General features: G+C 33.9%; 15 protein-coding genes (1 of these 15 cut by a window edge). 11 read left to right on the forward strand and 4 right to left on the reverse strand.

Annotated features, from left to right (window positions below; genetic code table 11):
• Window positions 1-265: 265 nt before the first annotated feature.
• From mnmG to AC1RNE_RS11910, 7 genes are all read left to right on the forward strand, one after another.
• Window positions 266-2,128 carry a tRNA uridine-5-carboxymethylaminomethyl(34) synthesis enzyme MnmG gene (mnmG, locus tag AC1RNE_RS11880; RefSeq protein WP_492801173.1) on the forward strand — a complete coding sequence of 621 codons (1,863 nt, stop codon included), beginning with the start codon at window positions 266-268 and terminating at the stop codon, window positions 2,126-2,128.
• 96 nt (window positions 2,129-2,224) lie between these two features.
• Window positions 2,225-3,109, forward strand: coding sequence for a class I SAM-dependent methyltransferase (locus tag AC1RNE_RS11885; RefSeq protein ID WP_492801174.1), 885 nt, complete (start codon window positions 2,225-2,227; stop codon window positions 3,107-3,109).
• 181 nt (window positions 3,110-3,290) lie between these two features.
• On the forward strand, window positions 3,291-4,922 hold the full coding sequence (locus tag AC1RNE_RS11890) for an Ig-like domain-containing domain (RefSeq protein WP_492801175.1): 1,632 nt from the start codon (window positions 3,291-3,293) through the stop codon (window positions 4,920-4,922).
• Between the two features lie 10 nt (window positions 4,923-4,932).
• A complete protein-coding gene (locus tag AC1RNE_RS11895) occupies window positions 4,933-5,091 on the forward strand; it encodes a hypothetical protein (protein ID WP_492801176.1) in 159 nt (52 codons plus the stop codon).
• A gap of 269 nt (window positions 5,092-5,360) precedes the next feature.
• Window positions 5,361-7,193 carry a tetratricopeptide repeat protein gene (locus AC1RNE_RS11900; RefSeq protein ID WP_492801177.1) on the forward strand — a complete coding sequence of 611 codons (1,833 nt, stop codon included), beginning with the start codon at window positions 5,361-5,363 and terminating at the stop codon, window positions 7,191-7,193.
• A gap of 203 nt (window positions 7,194-7,396) precedes the next feature.
• Window positions 7,397-8,470 carry a hypothetical protein gene (locus AC1RNE_RS11905; protein WP_492801178.1) on the forward strand — a complete coding sequence of 358 codons (1,074 nt, stop codon included), beginning with the start codon at window positions 7,397-7,399 and terminating at the stop codon, window positions 8,468-8,470.
• A 215-nt stretch (window positions 8,471-8,685) separates the two neighbouring features.
• Window positions 8,686-10,458, forward strand: coding sequence for an AMP-dependent synthetase/ligase (locus tag AC1RNE_RS11910; protein ID WP_492801179.1), 1,773 nt, complete (start codon window positions 8,686-8,688; stop codon window positions 10,456-10,458).
• Window positions 10,459-10,704: 246 nt separating this feature from the next.
• Here AC1RNE_RS11910 and thrC read toward each other — a convergent pair whose 3' ends face one another.
• On the reverse strand, window positions 10,705-12,012 hold the full coding sequence (thrC, locus tag AC1RNE_RS11915; RefSeq protein ID WP_492801180.1) for a threonine synthase: 1,308 nt from the start codon (window positions 12,010-12,012) through the stop codon (window positions 10,705-10,707).
• A gap of 251 nt (window positions 12,013-12,263) precedes the next feature.
• Between thrC and AC1RNE_RS11920 the strand changes: the two genes are divergently transcribed.
• From AC1RNE_RS11920 to AC1RNE_RS11930, 3 genes are all read left to right on the forward strand, one after another.
• On the forward strand, window positions 12,264-13,247 hold the full coding sequence (locus tag AC1RNE_RS11920; RefSeq protein WP_492801181.1) for a ComEA family DNA-binding protein: 984 nt from the start codon (window positions 12,264-12,266) through the stop codon (window positions 13,245-13,247).
• A 77-nt stretch (window positions 13,248-13,324) separates the two neighbouring features.
• Entirely contained in the window at window positions 13,325-13,957 is a 633-nt protein-coding gene (locus tag AC1RNE_RS11925) for a LysE family translocator (protein ID WP_492801182.1), read from the forward strand.
• A 67-nt stretch (window positions 13,958-14,024) separates the two neighbouring features.
• Window positions 14,025-14,675 (forward strand): tetratricopeptide repeat protein, encoded by a 651-nt coding sequence (locus AC1RNE_RS11930; RefSeq protein WP_492801183.1) that lies wholly within the window; start codon window positions 14,025-14,027, stop codon window positions 14,673-14,675.
• A gap of 12 nt (window positions 14,676-14,687) precedes the next feature.
• On the opposite strand, the gene AC1RNE_RS11935 is transcribed toward AC1RNE_RS11930, so the two are convergent.
• The 3 genes from AC1RNE_RS11935 to AC1RNE_RS11945 form a co-directional block, all read right to left on the reverse strand.
• Window positions 14,688-14,951: an Ada metal-binding domain-containing protein gene (locus tag AC1RNE_RS11935; RefSeq protein WP_492801184.1), complete on the reverse strand. Its 264-nt coding sequence runs from the start codon at window positions 14,949-14,951 to the stop codon at window positions 14,688-14,690.
• Complete coding sequence (locus AC1RNE_RS11940; RefSeq protein WP_492801185.1) at window positions 14,948-15,643, reverse strand: 2OG-Fe(II) oxygenase; 696 nt, start codon at window positions 15,641-15,643, stop codon at window positions 14,948-14,950. Before AC1RNE_RS11940 ends, AC1RNE_RS11935 begins: the two co-directional genes overlap by 4 nt.
• Window positions 15,644-15,736: 93 nt before the next feature.
• Window positions 15,737-16,579 (reverse strand): bifunctional helix-turn-helix domain-containing protein/methylated-DNA--[protein]-cysteine S-methyltransferase, encoded by an 843-nt coding sequence (locus AC1RNE_RS11945; protein WP_492801186.1) that lies wholly within the window; start codon window positions 16,577-16,579, stop codon window positions 15,737-15,739.
• Window positions 16,580-16,929: 350 nt separating this feature from the next.
• Here AC1RNE_RS11945 and pruA point away from each other — a divergent pair, with 350 nt between their 5' ends.
• Window positions 16,930-18,273, forward strand: the 5' portion of a protein-coding gene (gene pruA / locus AC1RNE_RS11950) for an L-glutamate gamma-semialdehyde dehydrogenase (RefSeq protein ID WP_492801187.1). Its footprint extends 282 nt past the window's final position; only the first 1,344 of its 1,626 coding nucleotides appear in the window; it begins with the start codon at window positions 16,930-16,932; its stop codon lies beyond the right edge, outside the window.

Below are 18,273 nucleotides of genomic sequence, written 5' to 3' on the forward strand. Positions count from 1 at the left end.
ATTAAATAACTAAAAACAGATTCAAGGTAATATAAGATTAATTATGGCTATAAAATGACATAAGATGATAAAATAAGTAGAAGTTAGATTTGTTTCACAGGCTACTGAATAAGAGGGATTAATATTGGTTATAGTAAGCCATTAGTAACAAAAATAAGGAGTTACATTAATTATCTTAAACAGCATACTATTTGCCATTATTTGAGAAAATAAAACAAGAAGATAAAAACAAGTATAAAAGTAGATTCAAATATCAATTAATAATATGTACAAAGAATATGATGTTATCGTAGTAGGAGCTGGTCATGCTGGTTGTGAAGCTGCTCACGCAGCAGCAACGATGGGTTCGAAGGTATTACTCGTTACGATGAATATGAATACCATTGCTCAAATGTCTTGTAATCCAGCCATGGGTGGTGTGGCTAAAGGACAAATTGTGCGTGAAGTAGATGCTTTGGGTGGAATGTCAGGAATTATTTCTGATAAAACCATGATTCAATTTAGAATGCTGAATCGTTCTAAGGGGCCAGCTATGTGGTCACCTAGATGCCAATCAGATAGAATGAGGTTTGCAGAAGAATGGCGTTTGGCTTTGGAAAGAAACACTAATGTGGATTTTTGGCAGGAAATGGTCTCAGGGCTATTAGTGGAAGATAATAAAGTAGTAGGTGTAAAAACTCAATTAGGTATTGAATTCAAAGCTAAATCGGTTGTATTAACCAACGGAACATTCTTGAATGGATTAATTCATATTGGTGAAAAAAACTTTGGTGGTGGTAGAACAGCCGAAGGAAAAGCAACGGGTATTACTGAACAATTGGTACAATTAGGCTTTGAGGCAGGTAGAATGAAAACAGGTACGCCACCAAGAGTAGATGGTAGAAGCTTGGATTATACTAAAATGGAAGAACAAAAAGGAGATGAAAATCCAAGTAAGTTTTCTTATTTAGATACGCCTTCTTTAACTGAGCAAAGAAGCTGTTGGATTACCTATACTAATCAAGAAGTACATGATGTATTAAAAACAGGTTTTGAAAAATCTCCTATGTTTGCGGGTAGAATAAAGGGATTAGGGCCAAGATACTGTCCGTCGGTAGAAGATAAAATCAATCGTTTTGCTGATAAAGACAGACATCAAATTTTTGTTGAACCAGAAGGCTGGCATACTGTAGAGGTTTATGTTAATGGGTTTTCAACTTCATTACCAGAAGATGTACAGTATGAAGCATTAAAAAAGATTCCTGGTTTTGAAAATGTAAGAATGTTCCGTCCTGGCTATGCGATAGAATATGATTTCTTCCCACCAACGCAATTAAAGCAAACATTAGAGACTAAGTTGATTCAGCATTTATTCTTTGCAGGGCAGATTAATGGAACAACTGGATATGAAGAAGCGGCTTGTCAAGGTTTAATGGCTGGGATAAATGCCCATCAAAAAGCACAAGACTTACCAGAGTTTACTTTATCTCGTTCAGAAGCTTATATTGGCGTTTTAATAGACGATTTAATTAATAAGGGTACAGAAGAGCCTTACAGAATGTTTACGTCAAGAGCAGAATACAGAACGTTGCTCAGACAAGACAATGCTGATATTCGCTTAACAGAAAGAGGATATTCAATTGGGTTAGCCTCGGAAGAAAGATTAAATAACGTTAATAACAAGAAAGAGCAAACAGCAGTATTAATTAATGGCTTGAAATCATTGAAAGTAAAACCTGAAGAAGTTAATCCTGTTTTGGAAACAATTGGTACGGCGTTGTTAAGAGAAGGAACACCAATCATTAATTTATTGAAACGTCCTGATATTGATGTTCAAAAGTTGAAAACATTATCTCCAGAAGTAGCGGCTTATTTAGCTAATTTCAAAGATGAAATTTTGGAACAAGCTGAAATCAATGTGAAATATGAAAGCTACATTGAAAAAGAGCAAGTAATGGTTAATAAACTATTGAAATTTGAAAACCTTAAGATTCCAGCAAGTTTTGATTATGCTAACTTAAAGGCTATTTCAAACGAAGGCCGTCAAAAATTATCAAGGATAAGACCTGCCACTATTGGTCAAGCTTCAAGGATTAGCGGTGTATCGCCTTCTGATGTTTCTGTACTGATGCTTTATATGGACAGATAAATAGTGATAATAATAAATACAAAAGACTTGTAAGCAATGGTTATCGTAAACCAAACCTTACAGGTCTTTTTTGTACCTTTGTGAAAATTAACAACCATGGAAAAAATAAGCACTTGCCCAGTCTGTCAACAAAGTTCATTTAGTCATTATCTTACTGTTAAAGACTATACAGTAAGCCAAGAAGAATTCGAAATCGTCAATTGTAATACTTGTGGGTTTAAATTTACCAATCCTCGCCCTGAGATAGATAAAATAGGCGCATATTATAAAGCTGAATCTTATATCTCGCATACTAATACTTCTAAAGGACTTATCGCTAAAATTTATCATTCTGTTAGAAAATATACGCTAAAAGGTAAATTAGAATTAGTTAATACATTATATCCTTCAAAAGATAAATTATTAGATGTGGGCTGTGGAACGGGTATGTTTTTGAATGTATGCAAAGAAAATGGTTGGAAAGTATTTGGTATTGAACCAGACGATGATGCAAGGGCAATTGCAGAACAAATTAATCAATCTACTATCAAGACAGATGTATTGAGTTCATTCCAAAATGAGCAATTTAACATCATTTCTCTATGGCATGTTTTAGAACATGTGCATCAATTAAATGAAACGATTGATTGGTTATATGAAAGACTATCTGTGGATGGTTCGTTAATTATAGCTGTACCTAATCATGAATCAGAAGATGCCGCTATTTATGGCAATAAATGGGCAGCCTATGATGTTCCCAGACATTTGTATCATTTCTCTCAAAAGACAATAAAGCAACTTTTTGAAAAACATAACTTCCGTTTAGAAAAAACCCTCCCTATGAAGTTTGATTCCTTCTATGTTTCGATGTTGAGTACTAAGTATCAAACAGGGAAAATCAACTATTTCAAAGCCTTTGTAGATGGTTTGAAATCCAATATCAAAGCTGAAAGTAATCAACAAAATTATTCAAGCTTAATTTACATATTTAAGAAGAATTAACATTTTTCAGACACTTTTCCACAGCCCTCAGAGTTTAACAAACACTGAGGGTTTCTTTTTGTAAAATGGTCAACATTTCAATAAACCAATTTTTTTAAGCAATTTTGGGTTAATTAAAGGTAGTTTTCCAGATTTAAGCCATTGGCATTTATTTTATCCACAAAGTTTTCAACATATTAACATGAAAGTGAAGAATTTAGTCTTGATAAGTTTTCTTAGTTTTATACTCATCGAAATCCTCTTTAGTTGTGCACAAATCGTAGCACCAACAGGTGGCAAAAAAGATACATTAGCTCCCGTTATCGTTAAAACATTGCCGAATAATCAAGCCACCAATTTTTCAGGAAAAGTAATTCAATTAGAATTTAATGAATATGTAACGGTGGATAATATCCAACAGCAATTATTGATTACGCCCAATATTGAAGGGGCTTATCAAACCAAGGCTTTGCCAAGAGGTGTAAGACTCACTTTTGAAAAACCTTTCAAATCAAATACTACTTATAGTTTAAATTTCAGAAATGCTATAAAGGATATTACAGAAAGGAACATTGCTAAAAATATAAGATTGGTTTTCAGTACTGGAAAAATTATTGATTCATTGATTGTAAGCGGAAAAGTATTTAATCCACAAATCAATAAACCTATTTTGGATATGACTGTCGGTTTATACACCTATTCTGATACATTGAATCCTAAAAAAGAAAAGCCTTATTACTTTACAAAAACAGATAGCTCGGGTATTTTCAAAATTGAAAATGTGGCTTCGGGTAAATACAGAATTTTTGCGATTGCTGATGCCAATAATAATTTATTATATGAGGAAGCCAAAGAATTAATAGGTTTTGTAAAAGATACTATCGACTTAAAAAGTAATTTATCGAACCTAGAAATCAATATGGCTAAGATGGATAAAAGTCCAAATAAAGTAGCTAAAACCAGAAACACAGCTAACTACTATTATATAGAATATAGTAAAGGGATAAAAAATGTAAAAATTGACTTTTTAGGCAGAAAAGATACGCTGGCTTATCAACAAATTGACAGTAAAAACCTAAGAATATATAATACTATCAACACTATCGATACTGTAAAGGTAAAAGTATCAGTTACCGATTCATTAGATAGGGTATTTACACATGACCAAAAAATCAAATTTAGGGTAAAAGGCAAAAAGGATGAAAGTGTGAAAGAGGAGTTTAGTACGAAAATAACGCCAACCAATAATGAGGATTTAGATTTAAAGGATGTGGGTTATACTATCAATTTTTCAAAACCTATTATTCAATATGATATTAGTAAAATTGAAATCATGAATGATACACTTATTAAGGTACCTATTACTGAAAAAGACATTACATGGAGCCAAGGAAAAACGAAATTGCATATCCAGAAAAATGATAAAAAACCGAAGGAATTTGTAAGAATCCGTATTCCAAAAGGAACATTCATATCACTTGAAAATGATAGTACTTCTAACATTGAAAGTTTTCACCCAATCAGAGATCCTGAGAATTATGGTATCATCGAAGGGGAAGTTAAGAACCCCAACAAAAAGCATTTTATTATTCAATTATTAAATGAACGAAATGAGGTAATTGAAAAAGTGGACAACGTATTGAAATACGAATTTGCCTTTCTTAAAGCAGGTATTTATTATGTAAGATTGATTGTGGATGAAAATCAGAATTCTCGTTGGGATGAAGGCGACTGGCAGACCAATACATTACCAGAAAAAATAATCTATAATCCGAACAAGATTAAATTGAAACAAAATTTCGTTCTATCTGGAAATGACTTTACAATTGACTAAATATCAAAAAATGGTCAACCTTCTGTGGATAAGTCGTAAAATAGGGCAAATAGCCTTTCAAAAAAGTGGAAAAGTAGGGGTTTTATACCCCTTATTTTTGTGGATAGAAATAGAGGCATTGTGGAAACAAAAAATGGACATTTGGAAACGTGGAAAACTATCGATTTAATCCATATTTTTATGACAAGTTAACAACATAAAAACTCATTGTGAATAATGTTGAGAAAAAGTTAAAAGTTATACACAAATATGTGGATTAAATTTAATGATATTGTAAATCAATTAGTTATGTGTTGATAAGTGCGTTTTTTATGTTGATAAAAAAAACGATATTAACAATTATCTGTGAAAATAATGTTTCACAATACTCATCCACATATCCACAGTATAATAGAAGTAATAGTTTTCTTTTTTATAAAAAATTAAATAAAAATTATTATGATTAAATATAAGATGTTGTTGAAAACTTTTTTGAAGGCTCTTTGCTTCTTCATTTTCTTAATGGGGTCTTTTGATGTTTTCAGTCAAGATGTTCAGTTGGGAATTGAATACCTGAAATCAGGTGAATATGAAAAGGCGAAAACCATTTTTCAAAAATTGGCTAAGAACAAAGAGGCTGCAAAAGATATTTATAAACCATACTTAGAAACTTTGGTGAAGTTGAAAGAATGGGACGAAGCCGAAAAGTTTGTTAAGAAACAAATCAAAAATGCTGATGCCAACCAAGCTAAATATTTAGTTGATTTAGGAAGACTTTATCAGTCAACTGACAAGAAAGACGAAGCTAAAAAAAACTATGATTTGGCGATTGATAAAGTAAAGGCAAGTGATGATGAAATGATAGATTTAGTGAATTACTTTGCCCAACAACACCAAACCGATTTAGCTATACAAACAATTGAGGTATCAAGAGCTTTTACAAAGACGGAAGATAAATACGCTGTACAGTTAGCAAATTTGTTCCGTATGGAAGGGAAAGTAACGCAAATGATAGAAGAGTACCTAAAGTTTGGTTTAGTGACTGATAATCAAGAAATGGTGCAGTCAATCCTTCAGGATGAGTTGAAGGAAGACAAAGAAATAGAAGAATTAGAAAAAATACTCTACGCAAAAGTTCAACAATATCCACAAACATCTTATTATACCGATATTTTGATTTGGCATTTGATTCAGAAAAAGGACTTTTATAAAGCTTTTGTTCAGGCACGAGCATTGGATAAACGCTATAAAAAAGAAGGTATTCAAGTGACGGATTTAGGATTTATGGCGCATCAAAATAAAGACTATGTAAATTCTGGTAAAATATTTGAATACTTGATTAAAGAATATCCTAGGCATCAGAACTATCCATTGTGGAGAAGAATGTTGATTAATGCCAAAGAAGAAGTGATTAAAACCACTTACCCAATCAATCAATCAGATATTCGATTACTCATTGGCGAATATACCAAGATGCTGGATGAAATAGGAACGAATCAGAGAACATTGGAAGCCCTAAGAAGCAAAGGGCTTTTGTATGCGTTTTACTTAAACGAAAAAGATACTGCCATTGCCATTTTGGAAAAAGCCATCAAACTTGCCAACAATGATCAGATATTTGTGGATAAGTGTAAACTAGATTTAGGCGATATATTCTTGTTGAAGTCTGAACCTTGGGAAGCTACTTTATTATATTCGCAAGTGGAAAAATCAGAGAAAGATAGTCCGATTGGATATGATGCCAAATTAAGAAATGCAAAATTGGCATATTTCAGAGGTGACTTTGAGTTAGCCAAAGAAGTATTAGATATTTTAAAACAAGCTACTACTCGCGAGATTGCCAATGATGCCATGGAACTGAGTTTACTGATTCAAGAAAACATGGGTTTTGATAGTACAGAAGCTGCCTTAAAAGATTATTCTACTGTTGAACTACTACTTTTTCAACATCGTAATGAGGAGGCTATCGCTAAGTTAGGGGAAATGGAAAAAGTATACCGTGGAAATCCTATCATGGACGATTTGGTTTTTCTAAGAGCGAATATCTATTTGAAACAAGGAAATGTGGATAAAGGGATAAAAGATTTAGAATTTGTCATCCAGAATTTCCCACATGACATAAAAGGAGATGATGCATTGTATCTATTAGCGAAAACTTATCAGGATGTATTGAACCAATCCACAAAGGCGATGAAATTATACCAAGAATTGTTGATAAAGTATCCTGGAAGTATTTATGGAGCAGATGCTAGAAAAAGATTTAGAAATTTGAGGGGAGATACAATAAATTAATCACCTAAACGTATTACTATCAGGCCTGTAAGCTTATCCACTTACAGGCTTTTTTTGTGGATAAACCGCTAAATATCATTGTATGGTTTAAAACTTTACTTGATTGCTTTAAATAAAATTTGCTAAGACCATTTTAATCAAAGTGGCCTGCTTTTTATTTTTTGTGTCTATCCTCTAATTATTCACAATCAAGTAAAATAGCCATGAAAAAACTCTTCTCTTTACTCTTCATTATTAATATCTGTTTTGGCAATGAGCTGTTGGCTCAACAACCAAAAATCGTTTTTGCCTGTAATTATTTTGGCAAGAAAGTATTACCCCAAGACATTTGTCCACAGACTATGGGATATATTTCTGAAAGTCATGCTGCAGAAGTAATCGGGAAATTTGCCAAAAAAATGGGGCAGATTCATAGTAAGTTTAAAGTAATGCAATGTTCAAATACTGATAATTGTTTTGCGACTATTATTGAAGGACAACCCTATATTATTTATGACCGTGACTTTTTGGGTAGAGTGGAACGGACTGCTCAAACCGACTGGGCTGCGATTTCTATCTTAGCACATGAGATTGGTCATCATGCCAATTTCCATACCATAGATGGAGAAGGAAGTCGTCCTGAAAAAGAATTAGAGGCTGATTATTTTTCAGGCTTTTGGTTGCACCAAATGGGCGCTACTTTAGAACAATCGCAACAGGCTATTCAGTACTTTCAAGAAGAGTTTGTAACCACTACACATCCGCCCAAATCATTAAGATTAGAAGCTATCAAAAAAGGCTGGCTAGAAGCTGATAACGATAAGGTGATAGAGGTATCAAGAGCATTAAAAAATGACCAAACAAATGTTCATTCGAATATTGATAGAAAAGTTGAAAATATAGAAGTTGTTGAAAATAAGTTACTTAGTTCCAATGAAGCCTCTTTCAAGAAAACAGGTTGTGTAACTGGAAATTGCAAAGATGGAGAAGGTCTATTTGTCCACAAAACACAGGGGAGTTATCAAGGAATGTGGAAAAGTGGTAAAAGAGACGGCTATGGAATACAGTATTATCCAAATGGAAATAAAATGTATGAAGGAGAATATAAGGCAGGGAAACGAGAAGGGAATGGTATTTATTATTTCCAAAACGGTGAGCGATTTGAAGGGAAATTTTTAAATGATGGTACTACAGATGACGGATATTATATCTTGAAAGATAATGAAGTAAGTGAAATAGAATTAACTTATTTATATTCAGATGGTAGAAAAGAAATTATTCAAATTGTTAATGAATAGGATAGAAGGTGGATAAAAGTAAATTTTAGCAAAAAATAGTTATTAATAATCCGCTGTTAAATTCTTTGTTTGAAATACTCAAAAAATACAAAATAATTATGCTTGCATACTATTTTCATTTATTTAAACTTGTTATCTTTGTTTAACGCTATTGTAAAATATAGGGTTTAATTTGTATTTTATTTTGAAGAGGCATCGAATAAACTAAGATAGTCATGAAGAGCAATCCTAACATTACCAGAGTATTTGATTTACTACCCAATTGTGTCCTAGCAGTAAATAAAGAAGACACCTTCGCTAGTAAAGTAAAAGGCGAATGGAAAAAATATAGTGCTACCGAAGTAATAGAAATCGTTAATAAAGTAAGCGTTGGCTTAATCAAATTAGGGGTTAAAAAAGACGATAAAATTGCGTTGATTTCTAATAACAGACCAGAATGGAATTTTATTGAATTAGGAGTTCAGCAATTAGGAGCTGTATTGGTGCCGATGTATCCAACCATCACGATTGAAGATTATCGTTATATTTTTACGGATGCAGAAGTTAAATTGATTTTTGTTTCTGACAAGGCGTTGTTAGCTAAAGTACTTGAAGCAACCAGCGTGTTGGAAGGCATAGAAGGTATCTATTCTTTTGATCCTTTTAAAGGAACAAAACATTGGACAGAATTATTAGACTTAGCCAAAGGGGAGGATTTCGCTCAAATAGAATCTTATAAAGCAGCTGTTCATCCAGACGATTTGCTGACATTGATTTACACTTCTGGCACGACAGGCAAGCCCAAAGGAGTAATGCTGACGCACGATAATATCATTTCTAATATTGATGGATTGGTGATTGGAAAGCATTTAGAATTATCATCTGAAGACAAAGCCCTTAGCTTTCTTCCGCTTTGCCACATCTACGAGCGTACCGATGTATATGTGTATATGTATTATGGCGTTTCGGTATATTATGCCGAAAGTATGGATACCATTGCTGATAATCTAAAAGATGTTAAGCCACAAGTTTTCGCAACTGTTCCGAGATTGCTAGAAAAAGTATATGATAAGATTGTAGCGAAGGGTTACGAACTATCAGGTATTAAGAAACAGCTTTTCTTTTGGGCATTGAACTTAGGATTGAAATATGACCCAATGAAGGATATGGGTTTTTGGTATAATGCACAGTTGAAAATTGCCAGAAAATTGATATTCAGTAAATGGAAAGAGGCCTTAGGAGGTAATATCAAAATCATTGCTTCTGGCTCTGCCGCTTTGCAACCTCGTTTATCAAGGGTATTTTGGGCCGCTGAAATTCCGATTGCTGAAGGCTATGGATTAACAGAAACTTCCCCTGTAGTTTCGTCAAGTATCTTATCTGATTTTAGAGTGGGTTGTGTAGGTACAGTATTACCAAATGTGGAGTTGAAAATTGCTGAAGACGGAGAAATTTGTGTAAAAGGTCCATCTATCATGAAAGGCTACTATAAAAGACCAGATGCTACTGCCGAAGCAATAGATGCGGAGGGCTGGTTTCATACAGGTGATATAGGAGAACTTTTTGAAGGACGTTATCTGAAAATAACCGATAGAAAAAAGGAAATCTTCAAAACCTCTGGTGGTAAGTATGTAGCACCTCAGGTAATCGAAAATAAATTGAAGGAATCTGTATTGATTGAACAAGCAATCGTTGTAGGAGAAGGACAAAAATTCCCGTCAGCTTTGGTTGTACCTGAATTCAATGCCTTAAAAGAGTGGTGTACTAGAAACGGGGTAGACTGTAAGGATGCCACTCAGATGATTAAGAATGATAAAGTGAAAGAGAAAATAGATGAAGTAGTAAAAGACTTGATGAAGAATGTCGCTCAATATGAACAAGTAAAAAAGGTAGAATTATTACCTAAATTATTTACCATTGAATCGGGCGAATTAACACCAACATTGAAGCTAAAAAGAAAAATCATTCATAATAATTATAAAGAGTTGATTGAAGGAATATATAATTAAGCTCTTGATAATTTTCCGAATTTTATAATCAAAAAAGCGGTCAGAAAACTCATTTCTGACCGCTTTTTTGATTGATGTTTTGAGTAAATGATTATAGGTTCCGTAGGAACATTATATCGGTAGAATTATCTTGTAAATTTACCACCAACTCCATCGGGGCGAAATATTTCGCCCTGATGGGGCTAAGAGGAAAGTTGTTATTCAGAGACTACCGATATTTCGCCTCTACGAGTCTTTTTATTTTTACTATAAAGAAAGCAAGTAGTTTTTGAAGCTTGCAAAATCTTTCGTCATCGGTATTGCTACTTTTTCTTTAGATAACAATGCCGATAATCTTTCAGGAATTTCAACAGAAGTACCCAAAGCATCTTCAACCACATCTAAAAATTTAGCATAATGGGCAGTAGAAAGCAACACACCTGCTACTTCTTCAGAAAGCGTATCTGTATAAGATTTCAATCCTAAATAAGCCACGGCTGTATGTGGACACATTACATAATTGGTTCTTTCAAAAACATCCTTCATCGCAACTTTGGTTTGCTCATCATCGCTTGAATCTCCCACAATATGTTTTACGACTTCTTCGTAAGCATCACCTGCTAGTAAACGCATCCTGATAAAATTGGATGGATTACCCACATCCATCGCATTTGAAATAGTTTCTTGAGATGGCTTTGGTTCATAATTGCCAGTAGCTAAATAGCTCGGAACAATGTTATTTACATTGGTTGCTGCCACAAACATTTTGACAGGCAAGCCCATTTTCTGAGCAATTAATCCTGCTGATAAGTTGCCAAAATTTCCACTTGGTACACAGAAAACAAGAGGTTTGGTATTGCCTGCTTTCTTCAATTGGGCATAAGCATTGAAATAATAAAACGATTGAGGAATCAATCGGCTGATGTTAATAGAATTAGCTGAAGCTAAATTGATGGTTGAAGACAGTTCTTTGTCTAAGAATGCAGCTTTCACCAAAGCTTGACAATCATCAAATGTTCCAGCTACTTCCAAAGCCGTTACGTTCTCGCCCAAGGTAGTTAATTGCTTTTCTTGAATATCCGATACTTTGCCAGTTGGATATAAAATCGTTACTTTAATACCAGGCGTTTTATAAAATCCCTGTGCCACAGCTCCGCCAGTATCGCCAGATGTTGCTACCAAAATATGAATATCTTTGTGCGACTTTTGTAAAAAGTAGGACATCAATGATGCCATGAACCTTGCCCCAAAATCTTTGAATGCCATAGATGGTCCATGAAACAATTCTAATACATAAGTGTCTTTTTCAAGATTAACCAAAGGTGCATCAAAATCGATAGCTCTTTCAACAATCATTTTAATATCATCCTCAGGAATATCGTCGCCCAATAATGTCTTAGTTACTTCAAAGGCAATTTCTGAAATTGATAGTGTTTCTATTTTATCAAAAAAAGAAGAGGGTAAAGTCGGAATAACATGGGGCATATATAAGCCATTGTCTGGAGGGAGTCCTCTAAATACTGCTTCTTCCAAAGAAACATCATCACTTTGATGATTTGTGCTGTAAAGTATCATAATTATTTGGAACAGATAAATCATTCAATTTCAAAACCTTCGTGGCAAGAAATCTTGTAAATTAGTATTATCAAAAGCTTAAAAAATGTTGATTCCTTTTTTTGACAATGACTATAAAAAATGGCTTATCGCTTACAGCCTAAAGCTTATAGCGGTAAAACCATACAAAATTAGTTCAAAAGCCTGAATTACAGAATAAACATTTTAATTTCTGTTGTTTAACATCATATTCATTTTAATACCTAACACCCATGTATAAAAAACTACAAGCTTATCTACGTGATTTTTTCGCTTTTAATCAAACAGAAATAAAAGGCTTTGTTTTGCTTATTTTCTTAATCTTTTTACTCATTATTTTTACTTTCATTTTTGATTATCTTCCTGAAAAACAAGTTGTTAATGATTCAGTAAATCCGAAAAAGATTGAGGAGTTAATGGCAAAAATTGAAATAAAAGAACGTTCTGAGCATCCTAGAGAGCATGAAAATAATTTTTCCGATAAATATGCTAAAGAAAATGACTTTAAAGAGGAGGCTAGAGTCATTACATTATTCACTTTTGATCCTAACTTAGCCAATGCCGACGACTTACAGAAGCTAGGGATAGCTCCTTGGCTAGCCGAACGAATAGTCAATTATAGAAATAAAGGTGGAAAATTTAGAAATAAAGAAGATTTAAAAAAAATCTATAACTTCCCAATAGCTCTCTATGAAAAGCTAGCACCCTACATTGTTTTATCAACTTCACCCATCATTCAACCAAATGTCAATAGTACAAAAGTTGAGTTGGTAACAGAAAAGAATTTGCCAACAACAAATGTTACTAAGGAAAATTTCAAACCTGTTAGTTTTGATTTAAACAGAGCTGACACCAACGACTTAAAGAAATTAAAGGGCATTGCATCCAAGCGAGCTATCAGGATTATTCAAGAACGAGAAAAACTTGGGGGCTTTTATTCAATAGAACAGGTACGCAATATTTGGGGATTAGATTCTATGTCAGTTGATGAACTACTAAAATACGGAACAGTCAAAAATCCTCAAATTAGAAAAATCAAAATTAACGAAGTTACTTTAGAAGAATTTAAGCATCCATATTTACGTCCTTATGTTGCTAAAGCCATCATTGCATATCGACAACAACATGGGAGTTTTTCAAGTCGAAAAGATTTAGAGAATATCAAACTTTTGGATGAACAAACACTCAATAAGCTTTTACCTTATCTGGCATTCTAAAACAGTAAAACGAGATTCCATCTCATAATTTTTGTAACTTAATTTTAACGAGATGGAATCTCGTTTTACGGAATAATATGATACCACTTTCAGACTTACTCGTTTTTATTATCGCCGCTTTTGGCTTGGTTATCACACCTGGCCCCAACATGATATACCTAATATCGCGTTCTATCTCACAAGGCAAACAAGCAGGAATGATTTCACTGGCAGGAGTAATTGTAGGTTTTTTATTCCATGTCATCATGGTGTCTTTCGGACTTACGGCTATTTTGATGGCTGTGCCTTTTGCCTATTCCTTTCTGAAATGGCTAGGCGTTTGTTACTTATTGTATTTAGCTTGGAACGCCATCAAACCGGGAAGTAAATCATTTTTTGAAACAACGGCTTTGGAAGACGATAGCAATTTCAAACTTTTTCAGATGGGATTTCTTACCAATGTGCTCAATCCTAAAATTGCTGTTTTCTATATGTCGTTCTTTCCGCTGTTTATTAAACCCGAATATGGCAATGTATTATTACAGAACTTTCAATTAGGACTCACCCAAATGACGGTCAGTTTCACAGTGAATTTAATGATAGTATTGTTTGCATCCAGAATAGCTATCTGGTTTGGTAGTCGACCTACTTGGATTAAAATTCAGAAATGGTTTATGGCGGGTATTTTGAGTAGCCTAGCCCTTAAATTAGCCTTTGATAAAGCCAAATGAATATTTATTCTAGTTATAATTCAATGAGTTATGAAAATAAGGTAAATTTTACAATAAATAAATCACTATGAAACAGATTATATTATTATCAATCGTATTATTTTTAAATTGTTCTGCTGCCGAGGATTGCCCACAAAATATAAATATTTTACCTATGTATGGGGGAGTAAAAAAATGCGAAGAACAACTAGAAATTGATAAAGACTTTCTTAATGAATGTGACAGATTTTTTAAAAATAGAAATAAAGCTGTATCCCATCATTTATATAGAGCTTGGGAGTATTATTATAAAGATGACTTTGATTCTTCAATGAAAAGATTTAATCAGGCTTGGTTATTGGATAGTACTAATGCTGATGTTTATTGGGGTTTTGGAAATATACTTGGACGACAATTGAAGTTTGATGAGTCATTAATATACTTTAATAAATCCTTAAAATTAAATGCTAAAAATTCTAAGGTATGGCTTTCAAGAGGAACAAGTTATGCCCAAATGTTTATTAAAAACAATGATATTAAATTGTTGAATAAAGCAATTGATAATTTTAGAATATCTGTTGAATTAGATAATAAAAACGTAGAGGCGTATTCTCAATTAGCAATAGCTTATTCATATTATATGGAAAAAGATAGTGCTTTAGTTTTTTTGAAGATTACAGATAAATTAGACCCTAATGCAATTAATTCAGAAGCGAGGAAGTTTATTCTGGAAAAATGAAGTTTTAAATAATCAATCAATATTTCCCTTTCTCCATTCCAAATACTCCAACCTCATACAATGCCCACAAGGACGAAAACCCAAAGCAATAGCTTCTTGAATATCTTTAAAGAAGACTCTGTTTTGGGTTTTCATTCTTTTGCCAGATTTACAATTGAGCGTTCCATAAATCTTTAATGACTTATTACCACCCACTGCAATTTCCTTGTCTTTGATTAAAGACAGTAATAAACGGTTTGTTCCTTTTTCGTCTAGTATATATTGATGTTTTATCATTTGGCATCATGAAAAATAATTCCAACAGTATAACGATTTCCACTATGAAGTTTACTAACACCATGTTTCATGGGCGAACGATAATATCCTCTTGTTCCTTTGGCAGCCCGAAAGTTTGTAGTGAAAATTACCATGTCGCCTCGGTTCGGTTGTAATACAATTGCCTGAGATTGTAATCTTGGTTTTTGTTCAATTAATACAAATTCTCCGCCAGTATAATCTTCCTGAGGTTGAGATAAAAACAATACTGCCTGAAAAGGAAAATACAACTCTCCATACAAATCTTGGTGGAGGGTATTAAAATCACCTGTTTCATATTTCAGAATCAAAGGCGTAGGTCTGTATTGATTTTGTTGCTGACAAGCTTCAATAAAATCTTGATGCTTCTCGGGATAGGTAAGATTAATGCCCAGTTTTAGATTCCACTCGTTTGCTACTGACGATAAAGGCGTATAAAGTTCATTCCTTAAATAATCAATGCTTTCGGGCAATGGATAGGCAAAATATTTATATTCCCCTTTCCCAAAATTATAACGTTTCATTACAATAGTACTTCTATATAAATCAGCTTGAGAATAAGAAGTTATCAATGCAGAGCAAACTTCTGGTGGAATAACCGAAGAAACAACAGCATACCCTTGTTCATCCAAATCTTGTTTAATACTTTGCCAGTTAAGTGAGTTGATATTCATGTTCAATGTAAAATTGTGAATGTATGAGTTCGTGAATGAGTAATTAAATATTTTGGTGTTTAGTAATAATTCACTAAATCACAACTCACTCATTCACTCAATACTTCTACTCGCTTCCCATCCAACAAGGGCTTTCTTCCGAATGCTTCCCCAATGATATTCGCCCAGCTTTCCTTCTTTTCTAATTACTCTATGACAAGGTATTAAGTAGGCAATAGGATTATTTCCGACAGCAGTGCCGACTGCTCTAACTGCCTTGTTATGTCCGATACTATCTGCTATTTGTTGATAAGTCGTTAATGAACCTTGAGGAATCGTCAATAAAGCTTCCCATACTTTTAACTGAAAATTGGTACCTTGTACTAATAGATGTAATTTGTCTAACGAGCTAAGATGTGGTGTAAAAATGCGTTTTACATATTGTTCGGTGACAGAAGGGTTCTCTTCGATAGTAGCAAAATGCCATTTCTGTTTAAAGGTCTCTAAATCTTCATTTTTAGAAATCTCATTGGTAAAAGCCATTCCACAAATACCTCTTTCGGTAACGGCCATAAAGCATTCTCCGAATGGCGTTTCATGATACGCATAATCAATGTGCAAACCTTTTCCACCACTTTTGAATTCTTGGGGAGTAACCGCTTCAATACCTGTAAACAAATCATACACTCTGCTTTGGCTCGACAGTCCAGCAATCTCTGCTGCTTCTACCAAAGTAGCAGTATCCTTGATTTTAGCTTTTAAATAGTCGGCTGTTAAAAACTGTAAAAACTTCTTTGGGCTAACGCCTGCCCATTCAGTAAAAATTCTTTGAAAATGAAAAGGAGAGAGATTTACTTTTTCTGCCACTTCTTCTAAGGAAGGTTGTGCAGTAATATTGTCGGTAATGAACTCAATTGCTTTGGCAATACGTTCATAATGATATGTATCTGTTGTCATGGTCTTTATAAATTAACAATACAAATGTCGATTGATAAAAGAACATCCTCAACCCGAAAGTTGCTTTTTTGTTGAAGAAGCAAGACATAAGACAAAAGAAGCAAGAGATAATGTAATATGTACTTTCAGTTCGGAAGGTTTTCAGAGAGTGAGTTAAACTTGATTTTGTACTTATCATAGTAAAAAGATTAAAAAGATAGTAATTCATATCTTTTGTCATTACCTCGTTCTTATGATCAACCTTTATTTTTAAGTATTGTTTTCTTGTGTCTTGCTACTTCAATCTTATTTCTTAATTGTCCTTATTCAGCTTTTTACTTAATTTTACATCAAACCAAAAACTTCATCAAATGTCAACAGGATTTTTTAGCGTACCAACGCCCAAAAATGAGCCAATCAACTCATATGCACCTAATACAAAGGAGCGTGAAGCACTTATTGCCAAACTTACTGAAATGCGTGGTAAAGTAATAGACGTACCAATGTATATAGGTTCTGAAGAAATAAGAACAGCCAATAAACAAGCTTTGACTTCCCCACACGACCATCAACATATTTTAGGATATTATCATGAGGGTGATGCTAGCCATGTGAATCAAGCGATAGACTCAGCACTATCAGCCAGAGAAGCATGGGCAAGTTTACCTTGGGAAAATAGGATGGCTGTCTTCTTGAAAGCGGCAGACCTATCGGCTACCAAATATCGTAATGAATTAAATGCTTCAACGATGTTAGGGCAATCAAAAAATGCTTATCAGGCAGAAATTGATGCAGCTTGTGAGTGGATAGACTTCCTACGTTTCAATGTACATTTCGCTACACAGATATATGCAGAACAACCTATCTCGTCTGAAAACGTTTGGAACAAATTAGAATACCGTCCCCTAGAAGGATTTGTATTTGCCGTAACGCCATTCAATTTTACCGCTATTGCTGGTAACCTTCCAGCATCGGCAGCCTTAATGGGAAATGTTGTAGTATGGAAACCATCGCCACAGCAAATCTATTCTGCGAATGTATTAATGAAGGTATTGAAAGAAGCAGGATTGCCAGATGGCGTAATAAACCTTATCTATACAGATGGGCCACTAACAGGTGATATCGTATTCAAACACCCACAATTTGCGGGAGTACATTTTACAGGAAGTACTAAGGTCTTTCAACACATTTGGAAAACAATCGGAGAAAATATCCATAAGTATAAGTCGTATCCAAGAATCGTAGGAGAAACAGGAGGAAAAGATTTTGTAGTAGCGCACAAATCAGCTGATGCCAAAGCCCTAGCAGTAGGCTTGGTTCGTGGAGCATTTGAATACCAAGGACAGAAATGTTCTGCGGCTTCGCGAGCTTATATTCCTGATACGCTCTGGGAGCAAACGTGGGAATATATTCAAACAGACTTAGAAGAAATAAAAATTGGTGGTGTAGAAGACTTTTCAAATTTCGTGAATGCCGTGATTGATGAAAAGGCTTTTGATAAAATCGCAGGATATATAGATAATGCAAAAGCTTCAGACAAAGCCAAAATAATAGCAGGGGGAAATTATGATAAATCGAAAGGGTATTTTATTGAGCCAACGATTATCTTGACGGAAGACCCTCATTATACTACGATGTCAGAAGAAATATTCGGACCAGTACTTACTATCTATATATATGAGGCAGAAAAGTATGAAGCAACTTTAGATATCGTA

This window comes from Arcicella sp. GW822-FHT02H01 (assembly GCF_058802005.1).

Bases quoted from the DNA above. Each gene is read 5' to 3' on its own strand.
- mnmG (WP_492801173.1), top strand. From the start codon at position 266: ATGTACAAAGAATATGATGTTATCGTAGTAGGAGCTGGTCATGCTGGT.
- AC1RNE_RS11885 (WP_492801174.1), top strand. From the start codon at position 2,225: ATGGAAAAAATAAGCACTTGCCCAGTCTGTCAACAAAGTTCATTTAGT.
- AC1RNE_RS11920 (WP_492801181.1), top strand. From the start codon at position 12,264: ATGTATAAAAAACTACAAGCTTATCTACGTGATTTTTTCGCTTTTAAT.
- AC1RNE_RS11925 (WP_492801182.1), top strand. From the start codon at position 13,325: ATGATACCACTTTCAGACTTACTCGTTTTTATTATCGCCGCTTTTGGC.
- thrC (WP_492801180.1), bottom strand. From the start codon at position 12,012: ATGATACTTTACAGCACAAATCATCAAAGTGATGATGTTTCTTTGGAA.
- AC1RNE_RS11905 (WP_492801178.1), top strand. From the start codon at position 7,397: ATGAAAAAACTCTTCTCTTTACTCTTCATTATTAATATCTGTTTTGGC.
- AC1RNE_RS11910 (WP_492801179.1), top strand. From the start codon at position 8,686: ATGAAGAGCAATCCTAACATTACCAGAGTATTTGATTTACTACCCAAT.
- AC1RNE_RS11945 (WP_492801186.1), bottom strand. From the start codon at position 16,579: ATGACAACAGATACATATCATTATGAACGTATTGCCAAAGCAATTGAG.
- AC1RNE_RS11940 (WP_492801185.1), bottom strand. From the start codon at position 15,643: ATGAATATCAACTCACTTAACTGGCAAAGTATTAAACAAGATTTGGAT.
- AC1RNE_RS11895 (WP_492801176.1), top strand. From the start codon at position 4,933: ATGGTCAACCTTCTGTGGATAAGTCGTAAAATAGGGCAAATAGCCTTT.
- AC1RNE_RS11900 (WP_492801177.1), top strand. From the start codon at position 5,361: ATGATTAAATATAAGATGTTGTTGAAAACTTTTTTGAAGGCTCTTTGC.
- AC1RNE_RS11930 (WP_492801183.1), top strand. From the start codon at position 14,025: ATGAAACAGATTATATTATTATCAATCGTATTATTTTTAAATTGTTCT.
- AC1RNE_RS11890 (WP_492801175.1), top strand. From the start codon at position 3,291: ATGAAAGTGAAGAATTTAGTCTTGATAAGTTTTCTTAGTTTTATACTC.
- AC1RNE_RS11935 (WP_492801184.1), bottom strand. From the start codon at position 14,951: ATGATAAAACATCAATATATACTAGACGAAAAAGGAACAAACCGTTTA.